The organism is Cardinium endosymbiont cEper1 of Encarsia pergandiella, from assembly GCF_000304455.1.
GTDB lineage: Bacteria > Bacteroidota > Bacteroidia > Cytophagales > Amoebophilaceae > Cardinium.
Window position 1 is genome coordinate 461,262 of sequence record NC_018605.1, and the last position, 23,363, is coordinate 484,624.

Here is a 23,363-nt window from a genome sequence, read left to right on the forward strand (position 1 = left end):
TCTATGAACATCAAACAAATTATTCCCATTTATATGGTCTTAAATGGACTAAGTAGCATTGTGCCCACTATTTTGGTAATTGGTTTTTCAATTACTTTGTTTGAAACAGATACCAGTGGTATTTCTGCAGCTTATTTGGAGCCAGCTAGCTTATTAGGGATTGGTTCGGCTGGATTAATTGGAGGTTTTTTTTTAAAACGTTTTTCTGCCTATACCATAGGGGTAGGTGCCCTTGTATCGGCTAGCTTGACCTTATTAGTTTTGTCGGTATATAGTGGTGTACATCTACGCGTCTGGACCCTTACATTGTGGGCACTGGCCTGTATCATGAGTATTGAACATTCCAATGGTCTTGCTTTTATGAGTAGACAAATAGGGGCCCGTGATAGGCCTTTCTTTTTTTCTAATTTTCAAATTTTTTTACAATGTTTTAATGTTTTAGCACCTATATTGGCGAAAAATTTATTAGCTATGATAGGATTGAAGGCAGTTTTATTGCTTTGTAGCTTTATTTACATTTTGCGCATCATACCTTGGCAGTTATGCCGCGTGGCAGATATTGGTACAGAAGCAACCGCACTACAACCATTTGGCGTTTTGACCGGTTTTAAAGAAATCGTTCAAAATCCTGGACTATTGCGCATCACCAGTTTTCGTTTGGTGAATTACATAGCCACTATTGCCTATACCGTTAGCTTGCCTATTTTGGTAGCAAGGATTGCCAAAGGCAATAGCCAAGTCAATGCAACATTATACAGCTATAGCATCAGTATGATCAATCTAGCCTTTATTGTAAGTGGCATATGCGGTTCATGGATCCTAAGAAAAAAACCTAAATGGATCATTGGTTTTTTTAATATTAGTCCTGTCTTTATTGTGTTGGCTTCGATTATCGCTTTTTATGTAACAGAGCCATGCTATCTTGAGGCCACTGCATTGCTCTATGGCATGGGACTTTATTTGTTTAGAATCGCTATTGCAATTATAGGTCAAGCTTTAACTAAAAATGAAAAGCTCGCCCACGTGATTTTAGTAGGGGATGCAGTAGTAAAATGTTTTGCTTATGGGGTTGGTTCTTTGATACCATGGTGGATAGTCCTTCCACCTTTATGGGGCATAGCTCCTCCCTTTGTGGGTTTTGTTTTATGCTCTTTACTTTCACTTGGTATGATTAAACCCATTACTAAAATATATCTCGCATCCTTGTACAAAAAAAATAGTACAAAATAATAATAGCTGTTCACGCTAGTGGTAAAACAGGGATTTGGACCTTACTTTATCAAAAGTACAATAAGCTTTTTTACCTGTAAGCCATCTTTGCACATTACAACTTTTTACAAAGGCCACTCCTTGCAAAGTAACCTTTTCAGATAAGTGAAGGGATAAAAACTGCGCAAATGATTTATTGGTTTAAGCCACTTTTTTTGATGAAATCAACAGCAATGTTTAAACCCCTATGGTCTATTGAATGGGAAAGATCCTCTAATTTATGCGTGCTACAGGGTACATTATGGTCAAATAAATATTGTCTGGCATGTTCTATAGCATCTACCGCTACTACTGTGTCCAACATACCATGAATCAAACAAATAGGTGTCATCGTATTGATGCATGATGAAGGGGCTACTAGCAACCCAGAAAATCCTATGGTACATAAAAATGGCTCCATCTGTACAAGGGTTAAATAGATGCCCATCATAGCCCCCTGTGAAAAGCCAATTATAATAGTCTCCTTATTCGTAACATTTAGTGCTATTTGTTTTTGTTTAATGAACTCGTTAACCGGTGGCACATTCCTTCCCAGCAATCTTTTCATTATATATGGCGTTCGATCTTGTAGGCTAAACCATTGTCGGCCATGTGAGGCCATATCATATGGTTCTATGCCATGTGGCGCTATGAAATGACAATCCGGTAAATGATTTTTCATATATGGAACCAATTTGATTACATCATGGCCATTAGACCCTACACCATGTAACAATATTACTAATTTTTTTGCTGGTAATATTTTACTATATACTTCAGGATGTATTAAATTACTCATTATTGATCTGCTACTATGCTAAATTTATAAGATAGACGTTTTAATCTATGCGGTGGCCATTGATACATGTAATATGGGGCCCGGATATTCGATTGGTTATTAAACTACGTTTGCACCCTTCCCCTAATACATAGGGCAAATATAACCCTTTCCTAACAGCCCATATGGCCCTTTGACATAAATATATTATGGAACAACTAATAGTTGACAAAATTTTTGAAATTTTAAGTTATAAGAATCAAAACCCTACTACAGAACTTGTCTATAAAAATGATTTTACTTTACTCGTGGCCGTACTATTATCCGCACAAGCTACTGATATATCAGTAAATATAGCAACAAAACCTTTATTTGAACGATTTGATACACCAGAGAAAATCGTATGCCTTGGAGAAGAAAGATTAAAACAATATATACGATCGATTGGGTTATTTAACCATAAGGCTAAAAATATTATAGCACTATCTAATCTATTGATCAACCATTATAACAGCCGTGTACCCAACCACTTTGACGCACTGGTGCAATTACCAGGCGTAGGCAGAAAAACAGCCAATGTGGTATTAAATTGTCTATTTAACCAGCCAACTATTGCGGTAGATACCCACGTATTTAGAGTAGCCAAAAGGATTGGACTGGCAAAGGGTATCACACCGGAAAAAGTGGAACAGGAGTTATTAGCCGCCATAGACCAAAAGTGGCGCAAACATGCCCATCATTGGCTTATACTACATGGTAGGTATATTTGCAAAGCACGCAAACCCAATTGCACCATTTGTCCCATTCAAACCTATTGTACCTACTATCAAAAAAGTTGCAAAAAATAGTACGCTACGTTGCTTTAATCATCTAATTTTAATACCGCCATAAAAGCCTCTTGTGGAATTTCTACTGAACCTACTTGTTTCATTCGTTTTTTACCTTTTTTTTGTTTTTCTAAAAGTTTCCTTTTTCGTGAAATATCACCACCATAACACTTGGCAATCACATTTTTTCGTAAAGACTTTACTGTTTCTCGAGCAATGATTTTTGTACCAATAGCTGCTTGAATACTTACTTCAAACATATGTTTAGGAATAATTTCTTTAAGCTTTTTACACAAAACTTTACCCCGTTCATAGGCACTTGATCTATGTACAATAGCCGACAGGGCATCTACTTTTTCATTGTGCAATAGGATATCTAATTTTACCAAATCTGCATCAGCAAACCTAGCTAGTTCATAATCTAAGGAAGCGTAGCCACGTGAAATCGTTTTAAGTTTATCAAAAAAATCAAAAACCACTTCTGCTAGGGGTAGTTCAAAAGTAAGTTCTACCCGGTCAGTCGTTAGATAAAGTTGATTTTTTAAAATACCTCTTCGATCCATACAAAGTTTTATAATTCCACCCAAAAATTCTGCCTTTGTAATAATTTGAGCTTTGATAAGTGGTTCTTCAATGCGATCAATAGTATTTGGATCAGGCATATCTGCAGGTGCTTGTACCTCTATGCGTTGCCCTTTTGCGTCTATTACATGAAACTGTACCGACGGAACTGTAGTGATAATGGTAATATTAAACTCTTTTTCTAGTCGTTCTTGGATAATCTCCATATGGAGCATCCCCAAGAAACCACATCTAAACCCAAAGCCTAAAGCCGCAGAGCTCTCTGCTTCCCAAATCAGTGCAGCATCATTTAATTTCAGCTTTTCTATAGCATCTCGTAATGGCTCATATTCTGTGCTATCTACTGGATAGATGCCTGCAAAAACCATAGGTTTTACTGCTTCAAATCCTTTAATTATGGCCCCTACCGGACGCCCAGCTTTATCGATATGGGTAATCGTATCCCCTACTTTTACCTCACTTGCATTTTTAATGCCTGCAATCATATAGCCTACATGGCCTGCTGCTAAAAATGGTTGGGGGATTTGTTGCAGTTTTAAAATACCCACCTCTTCGACTTTATAATCTATCCCTGTACTAATGCACTGAATCTGGTCTCCTGGCTGAATCATTCCATTAAAAATGCGAAAATAAACCTCTACACCACGAAACGTGTTGTACAGTGAATCAAAAATCATTGCTTGCAGAGGAGCTTTAGGATCTCCTTTAGGCGCAGGTATACGGGTAACTACTCCTTCGAGTAGGGCATCAATGCCGATGCCCTGCTTGGCGCTAACCGAAAGAATCTCATCTCGATCGCATCCTATAAGCTCTATGATTTGATCTTTTACCTCTTCTGGCATCGCCCCGGGCAAATCTATCTTATTCAATACAGGAATAATGGTAAGGTTTTGTGCCAGGGCCAGATATAGATTAGAAATGGTTTGCGCTTCAACCCCCTGTGCCGCATCAACCACTAGCAACGCTCCTTCACATGCCGCAATAGAGCGCGAAACTTCATAGGTAAAGTCTACATGTCCTGGTGTATCAATCAAATGGAAGAGGTAAGATTCATCCTTATATGCATAAGCCATTTGGATCGCATGGCTTTTAATCGTGATACCCCGTTCACGCTCTAAATCCATATTATCCAGAACTTGATTTTTTTGATCACGTAGGCCAACCGTTTTAGTGGCTTCTAGTAAACGGTCTGCTAAGGTGCTTTTGCCATGGTCAATGTGTGCAATGATGCAAAAATTCCGAATATTTTTCATTAAACTTGTTTGAGTGAAAATAAAAAGGCTGAATCCATTTCAGACTTAGCCATTTACAGTATTGCAAGGTACGGAATTTAAAAAATAGTATTATCTTTGCATTAATATTTATATAATTTTCTAACCTTATTATGCATCAGTTAATAAAATACGTTGAGGCCACCTGTAATCCCCAGCCTGCCCGCACATTTCCTAATTTTAAGGCTGGTGATACCATCAATGTCCATGTAAAAATACAAGAAGGCAATAAAGTTCGTATTCAACAGTTTCAAGGTGCGGTTATTCAGCGTAAAAATCCCAACACCAATGGGGAAACTTTTACCGTACGTAAGGTATCTAAGGAAGTAGGGGTAGAGCGTATTTTCCCTTTGCTTTGTCCTAATATTGAGAAAATAGAAGTAAAAAGAAGAGGTCGTGTCCGTAGGGCTAGGATTTATTATCTGCGGGGCAAGCAAGGTAAAGCAGCTCGTATTAAGGAGCTTAGGTAAGATCATTTACCGCATGCTTTTTGCTTAAAAAATCAAGCCCACTCTAAAAAAATATTGGAAAAAAACCTTTTAGCTAAAAAACTTAGTCCGGCTTACAGACTACAAAAAGAGGCTTCTGTAGGCCAGCTGTAAAGCTTCTTTGTATAGCAAAATTTTTTACAAAAAGGCGTTTTTCGCAACGTCCCCTATGTCCCTAAAATAGATAAATATATTTTATATATATTTGTTTATAAGTGCCTAATTTTTTGCTGCCTCCTTAGCTCAACTGGTAGAGCAACTGATTTGTAATCAGTAGGTTGCTGGTTCGATTCCGGCAGGGGGCACTTAGCCTCCTATGCATCTTATGGCGTAATAACTGTGCAGCTGTGGCCATCCACTTTATCTTTATAGACTATTTTTGTCATGTTTATGCCCATATGTATATGGTTTTATATTCGATCAGTAATCTTTTTGAGACCGTTGCAATAGCTTTGTTAATTTTTAGGATAAAAAGTTGGCTTAAAATTTATTAAAAGGCTAAGTTATATAGGTTTTTGAGAATTTGTATTTAAGCTTTTTTCTATTATATGTATGTATGTCAATAAAAGTAAGCGGTCAATTAAGTTTATCAGATGTTTCAGCTAGTCGCCGCAAATGTACACACACTTTCTTTGATCAAATGCATAAACTGATTAATTGGTCATCGATAGAAAAAGAACTTCGTATTTATTATCCTAAAGGCTTACGTTTATCAGGCAAGCCTGCCTATAGTCCCTTATTACTTTTTAAAATGCTCTTGCTTGAGCAGTGGTAAGGTAAAAAAAGCTATGATTTGCATGAAGATGATACTATATCGGTATCGCAGAGCTATCAAAAAGGAGTAGATCCAGAAGCTAGTTGGATCAAAAAAGGTCATAATCTTTATTATGGCTATAAGAGACATGTCCTAGTAGAAAGTAAAGAAGGTTTAGTTCTGGCAGTCAGTACTACGCTGGAAGTAGGCTCTATGGAGATAAAGGCTATAGCGGTTTCCCTAAAGAAACTTTACTAAAGAACAAAAATTAAAATCAGCTATTCAAAAGAAAGGTAGTAGAAATCATCCCTTATCATCTGCTGCTAAGCAGTTTAATAAATTGGTATCTAAGACGCGCTATAAAGTAGCAAGAGTATTTGGCAGCATTAAGAGGTGGTTCCGTAGTGCAGGAGCTAGATATATAGGACTGGATAAAAGTCATACGCAACATGTTATGGAAGCTATAGCCTATAATTTATATAATGAATTTTATGGATCCTTAACTGCAAAAACTACAAAAAATAGCACTACAAGCTTAACAAAAATCACAATAACTATCTATAACAACGGTCTCGTATTGTATAATATACCACAATGCTCTGGGACTAAACAGCTAAGATCGTATGGCCTAATAGATTATACTGTGCGTACAAAGTAGCTTCATTTGTATTTTTCAATATAGCCATTTAATTTGCAACCGTTAACAGACCATTTATCCCCTTTGTTTTATCGATTTTCTATGGTACATAAAAAATCGATCCAGTGGTATGGTAGAGACATGTTTAGCCGTTAAGTAGTGCAATAGTAGATTAAAGTATGGATAAAAAATATGAGATGATCATCGATAAAGTAGATAGGTATAGATTTTTTTGTGTACTGATGTGGTGGGTAATCCCCCACTCCCTTTTAGCTATTCCTTCATCGATAGTAGAAATTGTGCGTACCTTTGAAGGCCAAAATAAACAAAAAAGTGCTAAGCCAAACCATAGTGAAGTGCCACCTTTATCAGTAGATGGTGCAGATAATAACTCAGATGGGGCATCTAGCTTGTCTAATGCGCAACAGGCGCGATTGGCTATCGATGGAGCCATTAAAGATAGTAAGCTGGCAAGCCACCCTGCTACTTGGTATTATAGAGGGGTTATTTATGATCGACTCTTAAGGGATCATATCGCTTCAAAAGAAGGACCCGCCTTCTTGGATGAGGCTCTTGCCGCCTATGTGCAAGCGCAGCAATTGAGTGTATCCAAACATAAACAATTTCATAGCTTTGCCCTTAGTAACTTAACCGCTCTATGGAGTTATTTTTTAAACCGAGGGATTGGCTACTATAGGCAAGAATCATTTGATCAAGCTATAGATCAATTTGCTATTTGCAGGCGTATTTTGCCTAAAGAAGCTACGCCATTGTTGTATATGGCTGTTGTTTATCATAGCCATGACCAGCCAGAAGAAGCATTGCGTTATTATCAAGACTATTTAAAAGTACAAGGCCCACAGTTTGCTGTTTTGCGTGCTATGGCTGCTATTCATTACCATAAGCTTAAAAATTTTGATACAGCTATAGCCATTCTAAATGAAGCACTTCTTCAGTTCCCTTTTAATAATGAGTTATTAGAGGAAAAATGCTCTATCTATGAAGCCGCTGGAAAAGTAGATGGCTATGTAGATGGCTTAGCGGTTGGGCTCCAAAGTAAAGAGCTCCATGCCTATTACGCATATGCTTATCTGCTAGAATATTTAGGACGTATAGAAGAGGCCGTTTTTTATTATCAGCAAGTTTTAAAAAATCACCCCCATCAATATGATGCGTTGCGTCAAATGGGTTTTTTATTTTACAATAAAGCCATAAAACTCCATAGGGATACGGTACAATTATTTGGACACAAAGAGCCATTAGCTTCCCATCCTAGGTTGACTGATTGGTATGGGTTAATCCATGTAACGCTTAGATATACAGGGCCCGATGGTATGGGATTTCTAGCGCGTCACCATATATCGCCCATTTTTAGTGTAAGGCGTTGGCGCTATAAGCCACTTCTATTTTCTGTCCCCCCTATCTGTGTAGTATACCATTATCACCTTGTTCAACACAGTAAAGTAAACAGCTTAAATCTGTTGTTAGAAACAGACAATATACCCTATAGCAGCCCTTTATATAGCTATATAAACCAAAAAAAAACACTAGCATTGGCCTGTAATCAGTCCGCACAAAGGGTATCAAAACTAAAAAAGTATCTAAAAAAATCTTTGTATTACCTAAAAATGGCCCATATACAAGATAAAAAAGATAAAAAAGATAAAAAAGTTGCACAAGCTTTGTACCATAGTTATTACTATTTAAAAAAATATGGGTCTGCTTACAGATTGTTACAAGCGATGCACAAAAAAAACCAATATCTTTCAGATGACCCATTTTTCGCCCATAAAGAAAAAGATTAAAGTGTAGTAGTCATTATAATTTCATATATGCTAGGTATTACAGAAACTCGTTCTATTAAACAATCTTCTTGAAAAACTAAGAATTTCTTACGTCGTAATATTATTTTAAGAGGTGTTTAGGGGGATGGTATATCAAAAATGAACAAAAATGAACTTAAAAACCAACAAATAATGAATTTTATGGATCCTTAACTGGAAAAACTACAAAAAATAGCACTACAAGCTTAACAAAAATCACAATAACTATCTATAACAACGGTCTCAAAACATAGCAATACAATAAATTTATACAAAAATGGTATTTCAGGGCCGACTAATTAAAGTCTATTTATTGGTTTAAGCCATACATACTGTTTCTTTAATATCCTTGACCATAAGTTGTAAAGATTTATGACCCAAATAATAATTGTATCCTATGGTGTAGGCTATAGCAAACGGCTTACCAGTTGCAACAAGTGGGAAGTAGCCACCCAAGCCAAAGCCTATGGCTTCATAAGACACTGAACAATCTGTTTGGTAAAGTTCCAACTTAAGATGTTTTCCTTTTATTAAATAAAATTTACGTGCATAAACTTTTTCACTAGCAAATATCGGCGTAGGATTCCCTGGACCAAAAGGAGTCATTTGCATCAATATGTTTACAAATTTCTGAGTAATGGCCTGAAAAGGGATTAGGGCGTGAATGGGTTGTTGAGGGATTAACAAATCATCGGTTATGGTCTCTGATACTACTTCTTCAAACTGTTTCTGAAATTTAGCTACATGGGCTAGTGGCATGGTAAGGCCTGCCGCAAAAGCATGTCCGCCATATTGGTGTAAAAGCCCACTACAGGCTGAAATGGCCTCGTAGATATTATAGCCAGATATGGAACGAGCAGAACCAGTAGCTTTACCATCAGAGCGTGTTAAAACCACAGTAGGCCTATAACATTGTTCAATGCAACGGGAAGCTACGATGCCAATAATACCTTTATGCCAATCTGGATTAAAAAGCACATTGCTTTTGCTTGGATAGGTTTTATTTTCTATCATGGCTAAGGCTTCTTGTGTAATCGTATGGTCAAGCGATTGGCGCAAGGCGTTTTGTTGATCAATAGATTGGGCTAAATGATAGGCTTTTATTAGATCTTGTTCTATAAGTAGCTGAACTGCCAAAGAAGCATGGCTCATACGTCCAGCTGCATTAATCCGCGGGCCTATTTTAAAAACAATATCAGAAATCATAATGGTAGTAGTTAATCCTCCTAGCTCTATTAATGCTTGTAGCCCCGGACGAGGTTGAGTAGCCAATTGTTTGAGGCCAAAATAGGCTAAAATTCTATTTTCATCTACCAATGGGACTATGTCACAAGCGGTACTAACCGCTACAAGGTCTAAGTAACCATAGAGGGTTGCAGGTTTTAAACCACAGTGGCTACAAAAGGCTTGTAATAGTTTAAAACCTATACCACAACCTGATAATTCTTTAAAAGGATAGGAACAACCTGGTTGTTTGGGATTTAAGATTTCATATGCTAGTGGCAACACATCTCCTACTTCATGGTGGTCACAAACCATCACATCTATGCCGCGTTCAGCTGCTAGCGCAATCGGTTCATACGCTTTTATACCACAGTCTAAGGTAATGATAAGTTTGACGCCATCTTGATGGGCTTTTTCTATTGCTTGCATGGAAACCCCATAGCCTTCCACCATACGATCTGGGACATAATAACTTACTGCTGCACCAGGCAATGTGTCAAGAAAACCATAGACCATAGCCACAGCTGTCGTACCATCTACATCATAATCACCATAAATTAATATTTTTTCTTTTTTTGTTAAGGCTTGATACAAACGGCCTACAGCCCGTTCCATACCTTGCATTAAAAAAGGATCATACAACTGTTCTAAATCAGGACGAAAAAAATGCTTAGCTGCTTCAAAAGTTTCTATTTCCCTTTCGACTAAAATAGTTGAAATAGCAGAGGGGATACCGAGTACTTTCTCCAAAGCTGATACCGTATTATATGGCTTAAAAGATTGAATTACCCAACGTTTCTGCATAGATGCAATAGCAATTAATCCATTGATAAAAAAGCTGATAAACGACTAACTTCTTTAATAGCCAAACCACTACCATATGAAGAGTTTGGATATTTTTCTACAATCTCTTGGTAACAACGATAGCTATTTTTATATTGTCCATCTGCCTCAAAAGCACTAGCTGCTTTAACCAAATAGACAGGCGTATATACACTGTTTGGCCTATAACGAGCAGCCTTTATATAATAGGCAGCCGCTTGTTTATAGTTTTTTTGTTCACTGTAGGTATCACCAATGACAGACCAAGAACGGGCTTGTAAAATATAATCCTCAAGCTTAAATCTACTTAAAAAAGAGCGGGCTTTTTCATATTCCTTTTGATGCATGTAGGCAATTCCCGCATAAAAGCAACCTATATTGGCCGTTGTAGTATAAGGGTATTGTGCAATGACTTCTAAAAACCCTTTATGGCTCCCCTCGCCTTTGAGCGCCTTATCAAAATCACTGGCTTCAAAATGATAGATTGCTTGAAAAATATCATCTTCTACCTTTAGATTTTTTGTTTTGGTTAAATAAAAAAATCCAAGGAAAGCGGCTATGGCAAGAAAGGTCATGTAAAAGCCAACGACATACCATTTTCGTTTGTTATGCTTTAAAGATACTGACTTAGCCTTTGCTTTGTCGTTTTCTGAAGGATTTTTAGGAATACTATTTATGTCTATTATTTTCATAGCACTTAATACTGAAGAAATGGATAGTCAATTTGTTTGTAAACGTAATGATACGCAGTTGCTGGATCTGGAAAAGGAGATGTCTCAGCAAAAGCAATTGCTTGTGCAATCTGATCTTTTACCTTGCGCTCAATCGCTTCCAATACGGTTGCATTTGCCACTTTCTTTTCTAAGATCAATGCTTTAAGCTTAAGAATAGGATCTTGTTCTTTATAGGCTTCTACCTCTTTTTTGGTACGATATCCAGCGGGATCAGACATAGAGTGGCCTCTATAACGATAGGTTACCAATTCCAGCAAGCTGGGTATACCTTTTCTAGCTTTTATAGCTGCTTCCTCTACAGCACAGTGTACCGCTTCTACACATAACCCATCTACGCGGGCTGCATCCATACCATAGCTGCTACCCAATCGATAGAGTTCCGTAACATTAGAACTTCGTTCTACTGAAGTACCCATTGCATATCCGTTGTTTTCAATTACAAAAATAATCGGTAAACGATAGAGCATCGCCAAGTTAAACGCTTCATGAATAGCACCTTGACGTACTGCACCATCGCCCATATAAGTTATACAAAGATAACCTGTTTTTTTATATTGCTCAGCAAACGCAATACCGACTCCTAGCGGCACTTGTCCACCAACAATACCGTGGCCACCTAAAAAGTGACAGGATTTGTCGAAGATATGCATGGATCCGCCATATCCTTTAGAAACACCAGTAGCTTTACCATAAAGTTCCGCCATTAGATGGTCTGGACAGCTCCCCAATGCAAGAGGATGGGCATGGTCACGATAAGCCGTAATGTATTTATCTCCTTGGCGTAGTGCTGTAACAGCACCAGCTATGCAGGCCTCTTGTCCTGTATACAGGTGGCAAAATCCTCGAATTTTTTGCTGCCCATAAAGTTGGGCCGCTTTATCTTCAAATTTACGAATCAACCACATCATCTTGTACCATTGCTTGTAAAAATGCGAAAGATCTCCTGTACCAATAGGGGATACTGTAGATGATGCTTTATCTATAGTTGATGGGGCCATGGTTATACTGGATTGTAATCAGTTGATATATTTTTGCCCCTTAGCAAACCGCTATTCTTTTACTTTCCTAAAAATTTAGCAGGAGGAGCAGTATAGTCAAGTAAAGTTACCTAAGTAGTTACAAAAAATCAAAATTATAGTGGCCCGAAAAAATTTCGTAGAAAATAAAAATTTTGTTTCGTATAGTTTTAGTTGCAGGCTTGACGAGCAAGATAAATATAGATATGTTTTTTCGCTTTGAAATTCTGTAGATTAAGTAAGTATAATAAGCAATATATGAGATGTTTTTTTAAGCTTTGACTGCAAGGGTTTCCGCTGGTGACCAATTAATCAAATGATTGATTGCATCAAATAAGCTATACTTGCATTTGTGGCAGCTAGCTGAAATATTTGATAAACTTAATAAATGCTTGATTTGATTGCCATACAAATACCATTAAAAAGTTTACATACAAACTCTAAAGCATGGATATAAGTTAACTATTTAATAAAAATTAATCTGATTTTGTATCCTTATAATTTAAAAGTCTATTGGAAGAGTCTCATTGTAAATAGAGCAGTAGATCGTTATGGTGAACCTTTTAGGAACAATCAAACAGAATTTTTTTTAAGTCTTGATATACTGTATTGAATATTTGCTGAATCTATATTGATTTGTAATCGTTTAATGCCATTTGCTTTTAAAAAACCTTTTGTTTACCTTTCATCCATAAGGAGTCGGAACAATCAGTTAATGCAGGTTGTACATAGTAATCCCTTAGTATAGGATAAATATATTATATATGAACTTGTCTATCGTAGCCCCTAGTGGCAGCCTTTTCAATGGAGAAGTGAATAGTGTAAAGTTGCCAAGTCCCCTTGGTCCCTTTCAGGTATGCGCGAACCATGCTCCCATATTAAGTAGTTTAACAGCAGGGCAAATTACTTATACAGTTGGATCTATTACATCATCGATTTCAGTAAAAAGTGGTTTTACTTCGATAGCTGATAACCAAGTTATGGTAGTTTGTAAGCCAGTAAAGTAAAAAAATGGACGATTTAGTCAAATAAAGCTAACAAATAGCCTATATTAAGTATAAATATAGCTTTTGTACTTCTTTAATCTAATAGAAAATTTTCGACTTTTGGGCTCTTTAATTTTAAAAGAACACCATCTGCTATTGCTTTGGCCTACTATATTACAACTTTTAAGTAAAGCAAGTAGTCTAAAATAAATTTTTTGGGGTTGAGTAAAAAATTAATCTAAAAATGTAATATATTAAACAGTATCCTCCTGTTTGTTTATCTGAATAGATAGATAACTAATCAATAATTAGATCAGCAAAGCCAATCTGGCCCATTTTTGTAATCATTACAGGCAATATGCAATAAGCATCATTAATAACTAAAGGGACTAAAAAATGCTACACCATTGCACTAGTATTATATTATCTGAGGCCAATCAATACATTCAATCTAAAACGAATGTCAAAGGGCCAGCTATATCTTTGGCAATTTTAGCAAATTCTCAAGTAGAAAGCAAATCCTTAAAAGGTATTATGATGAGATTGGTGGATATTACGTCCGTAGAATTGTGTAGCAATCCTACTCAATATGTCCCACAAGGAGATGGTTTTATATTACGAAAAGCACCAGAAGCGTTCAACCTTTATTTTTTATTTTCTATTGATTATAAGGCATCTGAGTTGCTAAAAAATTTAGAATTACTGGCTTATATAGCTGCATTTTTTCAAAATAAATCCCATTTTGATACCTGTAATACTCCCATTTTACAAGAAATAGGGGTAGAAAGTTTTTCCGTTGAGTTGGTTAAAATGACTCCATCAGAAAAGACCATGCTTTGGGAAAGTTTGCATGCGCCGTATAGCCCTTCTTTACTATATAAAGTGGGCCTTATATTTATAGGAGATACTACTATGGGTTTAAAAGTCGTATCCACATTTTCATCACGTGAAACGTAATAGTTATGGCCTTTGCAACAAAATTATTTCGAATCGCTATTTCAAATAATTATTATAAATCTAATAATGTCCAAAATGATTTTGATATTGAACCAACTTTTTCGACTGCTTCTTGGATGGTACAACGTAGAGTGCGCATGTTACGTCACTCGGATGGCATGGAGCTTATATGGCTTTCACAGGATTATGACCATCCGTTGGAATTGTTTAAAAAAAAGGCAGAGGGCATCATTCTTTCTTTTATGATGATCTTAAAAAATAACCAAGCATTGAATCTTTCACAATTAGACGCAGGTTATCCAACAGGGGAAGTCTATTATTTATCTAATCGGTATGGTAATAGTGATTTGCTACATAACAAACCCTTTATGAGTAGATCAGACTTGGTAAAGATTCGGGAAGTAAAACATTATCCTACACAACCAGGTTGTAATGTCTTTGCGATGATTGATATAGATCTTACCCATTGGGTCCATCTGTTATCCAAACAAAAAGACCCTCTTTTTACAAAAACAATTGTCTATAAAATTAAAATTCAAAATCGTTCCACTTTTTGGCGATACTATGTAGTAGATACTAAAAAACGACTCAATGGATTGCTAACCATTCTATCTAAAGAAGATGGCTCTTACTTTACTGCTGTAAAGGCTTCCACTGAATTCCCTAATACCTATTGTGCAGAATCTACAATGGCCATGGAGCTTTGTGATCAATACGATCGTTCTTTCTCACTTTGTAAGCTTGATAAAAGCACTGAGGAACATACAACAATAGTATTAGAAAAATTGCCTTACCCTACCTATGATTCGCTCAAGAAAGATAAGACCAATAAAAAAAAACTCTATAGTGATATAGTTGTATATGTTTAATTTAACTTTTATATAATTAATTAAAAATCAAATAAATAAAATGGCTGAAAATTTAAAAACTCCCGGCGTGTACATCGTCGAGAAGGATACGGGTGCCAACGCTGTGGTTCAAGTATCAACTGCAGTTCCTGCTTTTGTAGGTTTTACTGAAAGAGCTGAAATTAATGGAAAATCCTTTCATATGAAACCGGTTCAGATCTCTTCACTTTCTGAATATGAGTTGTTTTTTGGAGGGCCAGCTGTTCCTGTTTATACCATTAAAGAGGTTACCAGTGGAGATAAAGATTTGGTAATGAATGGGAAATATTATGCAATCGAACAGAGTCAAAACTCTACATTTTACCTTTATAATAGTTTAAAACTATTTTTTGACAATGGTGGAGCAGACTGTTTCATTGTATCTGTCGGTCAATATGGCGATCCAAATGTCCAGCTAACCATTACACCGGATTTATTTAAACAAGGTATAGATACGTTAGCTGGAGAAGAGGTACCAACTATGTTGTTAATGCCGGATTCACTTTTATTAGATGAAGAGGATGCCTCTTACTATGCGGTGCAGACCTATGCACTGGCCCATTGTGGGAAGTATCTGAATAAAGTCGCATTATTTGATATATGGGGCGGTAACCATGAATTATCTATCGAAGATAAAAACAAATATGTAAATAGATTTCGTGAATACATTGGGTTAGATAATTTGAGTTATGGAGCTGCCTATTATCCATGGGTTAGAACAAACATTATCCCATTGAATAGTATTGATTACAAAAATTTTGATCTAGACTCGCTAAAGAATGTGTTGCAATCAGAGCATCAAACCATGCTTTCTAATTTAGTCAGTGCTACGACAGAAAAAGAAAAAATTTACTGGGATGCTGGACTAAAGAATAGTAGTAAAGAGTACAAATTACTTCGTAAAACCATTGCAGATCGCTTAAATATTCTTCCAGCAGCTCCGGCTATGGCAGGCCTTTACACTAGAACAGATAAGGCAAGGGGTGTATGGATTGCGCCAGCCAATCAAAACTTAAATGCTGTGCTTGAACCAATGGTTAAAATTACCCATGAAGAGCAAGAAGCACTTAACGTAGATAGCATTAGTGGTAAATCCATTAACGCCATCCGTACTTTTAAAGGAGCGGGTGCTGCTGTAGTTTGGGGTGCAAGAACCTTGGCTGGCAACAGTCCAGAATGGAGATATATTAATGTGAGAAGGTTGTTTATCCTTATTGAGCAATCTATTAAAAATGCTGCATTTTCTGTTGTTTTTAGGCCAAATGTACCCGTTACCTGGGCCGTTGTACAGGGTATGATTTCTAACTTTTTGACCAATCTTTGGAGACAAGGTGCTTTAGTGGGTGGAAGTCCTGCAGAGGCATTTACAGTCCTTTGTGGATTAGGTGAGACCATGTCGCAAGATGACGTTAATGAAGGCATCATGCGTATTTCGGTAAAAGTATCAGCTCCTAGACCAGCTGAGTTTATTGTGATTACCTTTGAGCAAAAAATGGGTGCAGACGGTTAGCCATCCATGTATACGTGTATAGGGGGGTAAACTAGTTTTTTTGCCCCCTGTATTAAGACGATTACTTATAATTCTAAAAAATATTTAAAACTGAAATAACCATGGCTGATAATTTGTTAATACCTGCTATAGTCCATTTTAATTTAGGTTCTTCAAAGGTTAGTATAACCGATTACCATATAGCAGTTGCTTTAGAGAATGGAGCACAATATGTTAGATCCATCAATGGACAAGCTAAGGCAGTCTATGCGATACACAAAGGAGGCGAAATCAAGCAAACAGCTGATGTAAAAGTTTCTATACTGAAAACACCAGATAAAAAATTTGATGATGATATTAAAAAAATAGAAAAAAACTTAAATGCGACTAAAGAAAATAACCCTGACAAGTATGTAGAAAATATGCTCTTTAGCATTGCAACCAATGATGATAAACCATTTACCCATATGCAATTTCAGGGTTATGTGAGTGACATGAGTAGTGAAGTAGATCCTGAAACTGGATTACAAGAAATAACTGCAGAACTTTCTATTTATGATCCAGTTAGTTTTGTTATTAAGCAATAACTTGCTGCATCCATTATTGAATTTTACAGATATTAAGTAGGTTAACTAGAAAAAAATAGAAATAGCAAGATATTATGCAAAGAGTAACTATTGATTATAAACACTTTAATAAAGCAGGTTTTGATACTAAAACCTGTAGTGTTTCTGCGGTTGGTATGCCTAATCAAAGAACATCTACTAGAGCTACCATATATGATACAGCAACCCGTGCACCTCTTTTTCAGAATCAACACAGTGCACAAGAAGTAGTAACTTTTACCGTAGAATTTTTACCCTTTATAACGGGCAAACAGTTGTTGACAAAAGCATATGGTTTGGTGCAAGAGGTGCTTGTAGATAAATATAATGCAGAACCATTTACGCTTTGTGTACATAAAAAAGATGGTTCAATAGATACAAAAACAACTGTAAATGATGTTATTGTACAAAAAGCAGAGTTGTTTTTAAATAGGAAAAACGAAGCTACAGGTGAAATGGGTTATATCCGTATACGCTTTACTTTACAAGGCTTGCAGCTAAATACAAAGTAACCGTATGATGTTCTAACATTATTCTGATCTTTATGGCTGATTTTAATTTAGTCCATTCACATTCTTTTCAGGTAGAAGTATTGGGTGTAACAGATGGTAGTTCCCCGGAATATTTCTATAGGGTTGAAGGATTAAATAATTTTTTAAATATGGAGGCCTATTTACCTGGCGGTGCCAATAGGCCTTATTATAGATCCAGTGCATGTGAAACGACTGATTTAATCTTGACTAGGCCCTTAGTAGAAGGAAAAACCAAAATGACGCTTTGGTGTGAGAACGCAATTGATAAAGGTCTTTTTACACTTACCCAGGCCCATATTTTGATCCTTAACAAGGAAGCTAAAATTCTAGCACAGTGGAAGTTAGAAGATGTCTATCCAAAAGGGATAGCTATTACGCCATTTCAGTTAAATGTGCAAGAGAATACTGGAATAGGAGAAACCATTACGATTGGGTATTCTAGGCTGGTACGGACCAAGTAATAACCATCATGCTTAGTCTCGTGTATAAAATTGATTGTATTGATTATGCCTGTTAAAATTAATGAACTAGTGATCCAGGTTAAGGTTTATGAAACCAATAAACAAGTAGACCATACTAAAAGTATGCCAGCTGGTTTTTTATTGCATACTACGGAGCAGCAAAAATTAGCATTGGAGAGGGACGTTTTAAACCTATTAGAAGATCGAGCCACAAGGTAAGATGATCCATTTGTAGTTATGAGTAATGTCAGCAAACTAGTTATTAAAGCATGTAGTGACAATAAGTTTTCTTCTTTTACGGGGGAGTTTATCACTTCTATTAATCCAGAAAACATAGTGATTAAAAGTGGCGTATCCTACTATGTGCCTGAAGGAATGGCTAGTGCTCATTTGATTAAATATCGTGGGTCTCCTCCAAGATTGCTCTCTTTTAGTCTTTTGTTTGATAGTACAGGGATTATCCCTGGTAGCAATGCCATTGCAGTGATGGAACAAGTGAAGCAGCTACAAGATGTTACCTATAGTGTCCATAAAAAGCATAATGCGCCTAATTATATTCGTATCATTTGGGGACATATTGATTTTAAAGGCAGGCTGGTAGATCTAGATATAGTTTATTCTATGTTTCAAGTAGATGGTACCTTGGTCAGAGCGGAGGCGCGTATAGCTGTATTAGAAGAGCTTGTTCCTTTAGGTAAAGGGAAATCTGCTGCTGGTGTAGATACCAATTATACAAAGCTATCTGGTAATCATGCAACGGTACATTCAATGAAGCCTGGACAGTCTGTATCTAGTGATACAGCTTTTGCACCGACGCCCAATGGTATGGATGGTGCTTATAGTGGTGCGCCACCTGGTGCTTATGATGGAGGTCCTGATCAGGTTTATCATGGGGCTAGTGGTTCTAGCCATCAGATGGATGGTGCCAACGTGGGCCATGCTGGAAAGCCTACTGCTAGCCTGGACAAAGATAGCTCTGGCCATTATGGTGCTGGTGCAGACATGGATCCTAGTTCTACACATTCTGCCAGTTATGGTACTGGATCAGATGTTGACCATACTGGTAATGGCTTTAAAGGCGGCGTTGCAGGTAATGGGCCTGGTGGAAGTGGGGGGGGGATTGGTGGAGGAGGACATAGGCTAGCTAGTGATTCAGGTTCATCAGCAGGAGGTACTGTTTCTACACGAATGGACAGATCCTCCAATCGATCTGCTCCAAGTAGTAAAAGCCCTCCGTTAGGTGGTGGTCTGGCTAGATCTTCCAAACATAATGTGGCTTCTGGGCCAGGTAGTCCTGCGGCTAAAGGCAAAAGACGCTTCCCGAAAGTAGGCACGATAGCTGGTCATGCCGCATCAGCTGGTCATGCCGCAGTTGCAGTTGCGGCAAATGCACCAGATAGTTTACGTAAACTAAGTAGCCTAAAAGGAAACGTTAATCTTATGAGAAACAAAATAAGCTTCTTGCGAAGGCTCAAAAATTTTGCTAAAAAAGTGGCACCTAGAGCCTATGATGCTGGAAAAAAAGTAGTAAAATCAAGTGGTTTTTAAAAACAGTAAATCATTATTAATTGAAAATATTATATGCGGTATATAAAATCTGTTGTTTTAGGCGTGTTTTTAAGTGTCCATTTTATTTGTTATGGTAAGGCCAAATTTAAACCCAGTGTAATTGAAAATGCCAAGCGGTCTGTAGTTTCTGTGGATACGCGTGCAGCGCTTACGGCTTATACCCCTCCTAGGGAGTCGTATGGCAACGGGGTGGTAATAGATAAGGCAGCAGGGTATATTTTAACTTCTGGCTTTACGGTTGGGCCTGTTATAGTCGCAGACTATACGATTGGTTTTTTTAATGGTATAGAGGCTCCAGCAAAATTGATCTATTATGATACTTGGGCAGATTTTGCGCTTTTACAAATAGATCCATCGCTCTTTCCTAAAGAAGTACAGGCGGTAAAGTTAAGTAATACAAATCCATTGCTGGGCCAATCTGTTTTTACTATTGCTAAAGAAAAAAATAAAAAGGCTATAGATTATCCTGGAAGCATAGATGATACCAATTATAGTATAGAATGGACCATGCCCCAGCATTTTATTCGCGTCAGTATCCCTAGCAAGAGTGGTGCAAGTGGTTCTTTGATTTTCAATGAGGCTGGAGAGGGCATCGCCTTAAATTGTGCTGGTTCAGACACCATGGATATTGGCCTACATCTAAACTATGTGCACCATGCACTAGCTGCCTTAAAAGCAAAAAAATTACCTGTTAGAAAGCATATTGGTGCTTTATTAACTACTTATTCACTAGATGACGTAGTCCGTTATGATCATCTCTCGGCAGCGTCACAAAAGACCTATTGTACAAAATTTCCAAATGCAAAAAATAAAATTTTACAAGTAGACAGTACACTAAAAGGTACACCAGCCCATCTTAGACTTTTACCGGGAGATTTAATTTGGGCGCTTAATGGTCAATTGGTGGGACCCAATTTAGTAGATTTTGATTGGGCTCTAAATAAGTCATCAAAGGACCAGCTGTTGTTAACCATTTTTCGCAATGGCTCCTTTCATGAAGTGACTATACCTTGTTATGATTTGAATAGCCATCGCATTGCTAAAATAGTCCAATTTGGCGGTATTACTTTTTTTGAAACAGATGATATGTGTAGTACACTGGTTGGCCTGTCACCTAAAACTTTGGTTGCCTGTATTGCAGAACCCAATACCATTTTCAAAGTACCTGCTTTCCCTAATGATCGTTTCAAAATTTTAGCTATGCGGTTGTTAGCTATGAATGGTCAGCCTATTCAAAGCTTGGATGTGTTAATTGAATTGATTCCGCAATTGGTGCATCAAAAATATTTTACAGTTGAATACATCAATTATATTCCACTAGGGCATGGAATGTGGCGAAAATTTGTGCATAATCGTTATAAAGGTAATGTAGAATATGACCCGAACTTGGCACCACCTAAGGTTTGGGCATGGGATGCCATTCACCTTGAGTGGAAGGGGCAAGAAATCGTTCTGTAATAGATAACTGGCTTATCTAAATGCTATAAACTAAAAAAGACTTATGAGGAAGTCTCAAAAAGAGGAGATGCTTATGCCATGGTATGCGCTTTTGTGATTTTTATTGATATTTTTAGCTTGTTCTAAGCGTTATTTACTAAAATCCTTATGAAAATAAATGTTTTAAAGCCTAAATGCTGGGCTATACTTTTTGCCCTTTTCCTGCCTACACCCATTCTTTTAGCCAAGGAGTTATTTCCTGAAAAGGTAATTGAACAGGCTAAAAAATCAGTGGTAACCATTGAGGTAAGTGCTTCTTTTGCAGCTTATGAAAAAGGAAACAAGTGGAGTGGAACAGGATGTGTGGTAGATAAGCAACATGGCTATGTGTTAACCAATCGACATGTAATAGGGGCTGCTGTAGTGGGCAGTTACAAAGTAACCTTTTTTAATGGCATTCAGCAAGAGGCCCATCTAATCTATTATGATCCATGGTTGGACTATGGATTTTTACAAGTTGCGCCTACAGTTATTCCACAAGAAGTTACCGAAACTACTTTTAGCCGCCGTAATCCAGTTATAGATCAGCCTATTTTTATCGTTGGCAATAATGCAGGGCATAGTTTTTCTTTACATACAGGCCTTGTAGCAGATTTGTATGAGGTGGAAGGTGAGATGCCCCAACAATCTGTTAAGCTTAGTTTAAATACTAAAGGTGGGTCAAGTGGTTCGCCTGTTTTTAACAAAGATGGACAAGCTATAGGGCTTAATTATGCTGGCAATAACACATTTGCGTGGGCCATCCATCCTGAATATATTCGGTATGCCTTATCGGCCATTCGGCAGGGTCGATGCCCCATTAGGAAGCAAGTCGGGGTCATTACCCAATCTACGCCTATTAAAGATTTGGTCCAGTATGATGGGTTGCCCATAGCACGCCAACAACAATACATCAAGACATTCCCTAATGGCGCGACCTCTCTGATTGCAGTAGATGATGTCCTAACGGGTAGCCCTGCAGATGGGTTTCTCTTTCCTGGAGATGTGATTTGGGCAGTTAATCGTCAGGAAATAGGGCCTAATTTGGTTGCTTTTGATATGGCTATGAATCGCGCTACTACAGATCATGTGTTGTTAACCATTTTTAGAATGGGTCAGTGGCATGATATCAAGATAGGACTTTATGATCTTGAGCGCCATAAGATTATAAAGATGGTCTATTTTGGCGGGGCTATCTTTTTTGAAATGGATGATTATTGCGCTAAAATAAATGGTATAGCTGCTAAGAGCTTAACCTTTGTTAAAGCAGATGCAAATCATATTTTTAACCATGTTGCGTCTAATAGGATTAAAGATGATTTTAGGGTCAAGGTTTTATCTTTTAATGAAAAACCGCTTGCCACTCTTCAAGCATTAGAGGCAGTGATACCATCTTTAATAGCTAAAAAATACTTTACCATAGCCTATAGCGACTTGTCTCCTTTTTATTCATTTGGTGCGCTACATTTAGGTGCTAGGCCATCAAGGGACTATGTGGCATATAAAGCGCATAGTCCTCAGCCTAGATGGTTTATTTGGGATGAGACCCATCATCAGTGGACCAGTTCTCCTATAATTGTAGATTGATTTTTAACTCTTTACAAGGTGGATTTTTTATCATATACCAAGTGGTTGGGGGGGCTCATATTGCCCTTAATTTGATCCCGTTAGCTGAATAGATTGACTTATGGAACTGGATAAGGTAGATAAACATATTTTAAATATTTTGCAAGTTGATTCAAAAATTACAAATGCTGCCCTTGCACAAAAAATCAATTTATCCCCTGCTGCTACCCTTGAACGGGTAAAAAAGTTGGAGCAGCATGAAATTATTACCCATTACGCTGCACAAATCGACTATCCCAAATTAGGTTTTGGGCTACATCTAATGGTTGCTATTCGTCTTCAAAAGATTACAGCTGACCATATCAAGTTATTTAAACTTACGATTAATAAAATACCATCCATTGTAACTTGCTATCAAGTAATAGGTGATTTTGATTTTATTTTAATGGTTTATGTTAGAGAGCTATCTAGTTATCAAACAATGGTCGTAGAAAAACTCTATATGTTGCCCATGGTGGACCATATCAAAACTTTGTCAGTCAGCCAACTACTTAAAAATAAGCCATTATATCTGGAATAGGGGGGCTTTACCACTGACCTGCATAGATAAGTGGTTTCTTTTGCCAAAGG

21 protein-coding genes, 1 tRNA gene and 1 pseudogene are annotated in these 23,363 nt (G+C 37.2%); 18 read left to right on the plus strand and 5 right to left on the minus strand.

Annotated features, from left to right (window positions below):
* Positions 1-3: 3 nt before the first annotated feature.
* Positions 4-1,230 carry an MFS transporter gene (locus AL022_RS02050; RefSeq protein ID WP_014934593.1) on the plus strand — a complete coding sequence of 409 codons (1,227 nt, stop codon included), beginning with the start codon at positions 4-6 and terminating at the stop codon, positions 1,228-1,230.
* Positions 1,231-1,402: 172 nt separating this feature from the next.
* On the opposite strand, the gene AL022_RS02055 is transcribed toward AL022_RS02050, so the two are convergent.
* Complete coding sequence (locus AL022_RS02055) at positions 1,403-2,047, minus strand: alpha/beta hydrolase family protein (RefSeq protein WP_014934594.1); 645 nt, start codon at positions 2,045-2,047, stop codon at positions 1,403-1,405.
* 188 nt (positions 2,048-2,235) lie between these two features.
* Here AL022_RS02055 and nth point away from each other — a divergent pair, with 188 nt between their 5' ends.
* Positions 2,236-2,874 (plus strand): endonuclease III, encoded by a 639-nt coding sequence (gene nth / locus AL022_RS02060; protein ID WP_014934595.1) that lies wholly within the window; start codon positions 2,236-2,238, stop codon positions 2,872-2,874.
* Between the two features lie 14 nt (positions 2,875-2,888).
* Here nth and lepA read toward each other — a convergent pair whose 3' ends face one another.
* Entirely contained in the window at positions 2,889-4,688 is a 1,800-nt protein-coding gene (gene lepA, locus AL022_RS02065) for a translation elongation factor 4 (protein ID WP_014934596.1), read from the minus strand.
* Positions 4,689-4,819: 131 nt separating this feature from the next.
* Between lepA and rplS the strand changes: the two genes are divergently transcribed.
* The 4 genes and pseudogenes from rplS (at position 4,820) to AL022_RS02095 (ending at position 8,390) form a co-directional block, all read left to right on the plus strand.
* Entirely contained in the window at positions 4,820-5,176 is a 357-nt protein-coding gene (rplS, locus tag AL022_RS02070) for a 50S ribosomal protein L19 (protein ID WP_014934597.1), read from the plus strand.
* Positions 5,177-5,426: 250 nt separating this feature from the next.
* A tRNA-Thr gene (locus tag AL022_RS02075) sits at positions 5,427-5,499 on the plus strand.
* A gap of 251 nt (positions 5,500-5,750) precedes the next feature.
* Positions 5,751-6,429, plus strand: a pseudogene (locus AL022_RS04385) (transposase); the annotation flags it as partial.
* 335 nt (positions 6,430-6,764) lie between these two features.
* Positions 6,765-8,390 (plus strand): tetratricopeptide repeat protein, encoded by a 1,626-nt coding sequence (locus AL022_RS02095; RefSeq protein ID WP_014934601.1) that lies wholly within the window; start codon positions 6,765-6,767, stop codon positions 8,388-8,390.
* 336 nt (positions 8,391-8,726) lie between these two features.
* On the opposite strand, the gene recJ is transcribed toward AL022_RS02095, so the two are convergent.
* Genes recJ through pdhA form a run of 3 tightly spaced genes read right to left on the minus strand, consistent with a single transcriptional unit; the run spans position 8,727 to position 12,186 of the window.
* Positions 8,727-10,436 (minus strand): single-stranded-DNA-specific exonuclease RecJ, encoded by a 1,710-nt coding sequence (gene recJ / locus AL022_RS02100; protein ID WP_014934602.1) that lies wholly within the window; start codon positions 10,434-10,436, stop codon positions 8,727-8,729.
* A 14-nt stretch (positions 10,437-10,450) separates the two neighbouring features.
* Entirely contained in the window at positions 10,451-11,146 is a 696-nt protein-coding gene (locus tag AL022_RS02105; protein ID WP_014934603.1) for a tetratricopeptide repeat protein, read from the minus strand.
* Between the two features lie 5 nt (positions 11,147-11,151).
* Positions 11,152-12,186 (minus strand): pyruvate dehydrogenase (acetyl-transferring) E1 component subunit alpha, encoded by a 1,035-nt coding sequence (gene pdhA / locus AL022_RS02110; protein WP_014934604.1) that lies wholly within the window; start codon positions 12,184-12,186, stop codon positions 11,152-11,154.
* A 782-nt stretch (positions 12,187-12,968) separates the two neighbouring features.
* On the opposite strand from pdhA, the gene AL022_RS02115 reads away from it, so the two are divergent.
* The 12 genes from AL022_RS02115 (at position 12,969) to AL022_RS02165 (ending at position 23,313) form a co-directional block, all read left to right on the plus strand.
* Positions 12,969-13,211: a F0F1 ATP synthase subunit delta/epsilon gene (locus AL022_RS02115; RefSeq protein WP_014934606.1), complete on the plus strand. Its 243-nt coding sequence runs from the start codon at positions 12,969-12,971 to the stop codon at positions 13,209-13,211.
* A gap of 375 nt (positions 13,212-13,586) precedes the next feature.
* The gene (locus AL022_RS02120) at positions 13,587-14,147 is read left to right on the plus strand and encodes a Pvc16 family protein (protein WP_014934607.1); all 561 of its coding nucleotides are present in this window, start codon (positions 13,587-13,589) and stop codon (positions 14,145-14,147) included.
* A 5-nt stretch (positions 14,148-14,152) separates the two neighbouring features.
* A complete protein-coding gene (locus AL022_RS02125; RefSeq protein WP_014934608.1) occupies positions 14,153-15,016 on the plus strand; it encodes a hypothetical protein in 864 nt (287 codons plus the stop codon).
* Positions 15,017-15,083: 67 nt separating this feature from the next.
* Positions 15,084-16,544: a phage tail sheath family protein gene (locus tag AL022_RS02130; RefSeq protein ID WP_242388166.1), complete on the plus strand. Its 1,461-nt coding sequence runs from the start codon at positions 15,084-15,086 to the stop codon at positions 16,542-16,544.
* A gap of 101 nt (positions 16,545-16,645) precedes the next feature.
* On the plus strand, positions 16,646-17,110 hold the full coding sequence (locus AL022_RS02135; protein WP_014934610.1) for a hypothetical protein: 465 nt from the start codon (positions 16,646-16,648) through the stop codon (positions 17,108-17,110).
* Positions 17,111-17,184: 74 nt separating this feature from the next.
* On the plus strand, positions 17,185-17,640 hold the full coding sequence (locus AL022_RS02140; RefSeq protein ID WP_014934611.1) for a hypothetical protein: 456 nt from the start codon (positions 17,185-17,187) through the stop codon (positions 17,638-17,640).
* Between the two features lie 32 nt (positions 17,641-17,672).
* Positions 17,673-18,122, plus strand: coding sequence for a phage tail protein (locus AL022_RS02145; RefSeq protein WP_014934612.1), 450 nt, complete (start codon positions 17,673-17,675; stop codon positions 18,120-18,122).
* A 45-nt stretch (positions 18,123-18,167) separates the two neighbouring features.
* Complete coding sequence (locus tag AL022_RS04495; RefSeq protein ID WP_014934613.1) at positions 18,168-18,341, plus strand: hypothetical protein; 174 nt, start codon at positions 18,168-18,170, stop codon at positions 18,339-18,341.
* 18 nt (positions 18,342-18,359) lie between these two features.
* Positions 18,360-19,670 (plus strand): CIS tube protein, encoded by a 1,311-nt coding sequence (locus AL022_RS02150; protein WP_014934614.1) that lies wholly within the window; start codon positions 18,360-18,362, stop codon positions 19,668-19,670.
* A gap of 33 nt (positions 19,671-19,703) precedes the next feature.
* Entirely contained in the window at positions 19,704-21,149 is a 1,446-nt protein-coding gene (locus AL022_RS02155; protein ID WP_014934615.1) for a S1C family serine protease, read from the plus strand.
* 147 nt (positions 21,150-21,296) lie between these two features.
* Positions 21,297-22,754 carry a S1C family serine protease gene (locus AL022_RS02160; RefSeq protein ID WP_014934616.1) on the plus strand — a complete coding sequence of 486 codons (1,458 nt, stop codon included), beginning with the start codon at positions 21,297-21,299 and terminating at the stop codon, positions 22,752-22,754.
* Between the two features lie 100 nt (positions 22,755-22,854).
* Positions 22,855-23,313, plus strand: coding sequence for an Lrp/AsnC family transcriptional regulator (locus tag AL022_RS02165; protein WP_014934617.1), 459 nt, complete (start codon positions 22,855-22,857; stop codon positions 23,311-23,313).
* Positions 23,314-23,363 lie beyond the last annotated feature (50 nt).

Coding starts and splice junctions, on each gene's coding strand:
- AL022_RS02120 (WP_014934607.1), top strand. CDS start 13,587: ATGCTACACCATTGCACTAGTATTATATTATCTGAGGCCAATCAATAC.
- AL022_RS02155 (WP_014934615.1), top strand. CDS start 19,704: ATGCGGTATATAAAATCTGTTGTTTTAGGCGTGTTTTTAAGTGTCCAT.
- AL022_RS02135 (WP_014934610.1), top strand. CDS start 16,646: ATGGCTGATAATTTGTTAATACCTGCTATAGTCCATTTTAATTTAGGT.
- rplS (WP_014934597.1), top strand. CDS start 4,820: ATGCATCAGTTAATAAAATACGTTGAGGCCACCTGTAATCCCCAGCCT.
- nth (WP_014934595.1), top strand. CDS start 2,236: ATGGAACAACTAATAGTTGACAAAATTTTTGAAATTTTAAGTTATAAG.
- AL022_RS02140 (WP_014934611.1), top strand. CDS start 17,185: ATGCAAAGAGTAACTATTGATTATAAACACTTTAATAAAGCAGGTTTT.
- lepA (WP_014934596.1), bottom strand. CDS start 4,688: ATGAAAAATATTCGGAATTTTTGCATCATTGCACACATTGACCATGGC.
- AL022_RS02145 (WP_014934612.1), top strand. CDS start 17,673: ATGGCTGATTTTAATTTAGTCCATTCACATTCTTTTCAGGTAGAAGTA.
- AL022_RS02160 (WP_014934616.1), top strand. CDS start 21,297: ATGAAAATAAATGTTTTAAAGCCTAAATGCTGGGCTATACTTTTTGCC.
- AL022_RS02050 (WP_014934593.1), top strand. CDS start 4: ATGAACATCAAACAAATTATTCCCATTTATATGGTCTTAAATGGACTA.
- AL022_RS02095 (WP_014934601.1), top strand. CDS start 6,765: ATGGATAAAAAATATGAGATGATCATCGATAAAGTAGATAGGTATAGA.
- AL022_RS02115 (WP_014934606.1), top strand. CDS start 12,969: ATGAACTTGTCTATCGTAGCCCCTAGTGGCAGCCTTTTCAATGGAGAA.
- recJ (WP_014934602.1), bottom strand. CDS start 10,436: ATGCAGAAACGTTGGGTAATTCAATCTTTTAAGCCATATAATACGGTA.
- AL022_RS04495 (WP_014934613.1), top strand. CDS start 18,168: ATGCCTGTTAAAATTAATGAACTAGTGATCCAGGTTAAGGTTTATGAA.
- AL022_RS02125 (WP_014934608.1), top strand. CDS start 14,153: ATGGCCTTTGCAACAAAATTATTTCGAATCGCTATTTCAAATAATTAT.
- AL022_RS02150 (WP_014934614.1), top strand. CDS start 18,360: ATGAGTAATGTCAGCAAACTAGTTATTAAAGCATGTAGTGACAATAAG.
- AL022_RS02105 (WP_014934603.1), bottom strand. CDS start 11,146: ATGAAAATAATAGACATAAATAGTATTCCTAAAAATCCTTCAGAAAAC.
- AL022_RS02165 (WP_014934617.1), top strand. CDS start 22,855: ATGGAACTGGATAAGGTAGATAAACATATTTTAAATATTTTGCAAGTT.
- pdhA (WP_014934604.1), bottom strand. CDS start 12,186: ATGGCCCCATCAACTATAGATAAAGCATCATCTACAGTATCCCCTATT.
- AL022_RS02055 (WP_014934594.1), bottom strand. CDS start 2,047: ATGAGTAATTTAATACATCCTGAAGTATATAGTAAAATATTACCAGCA.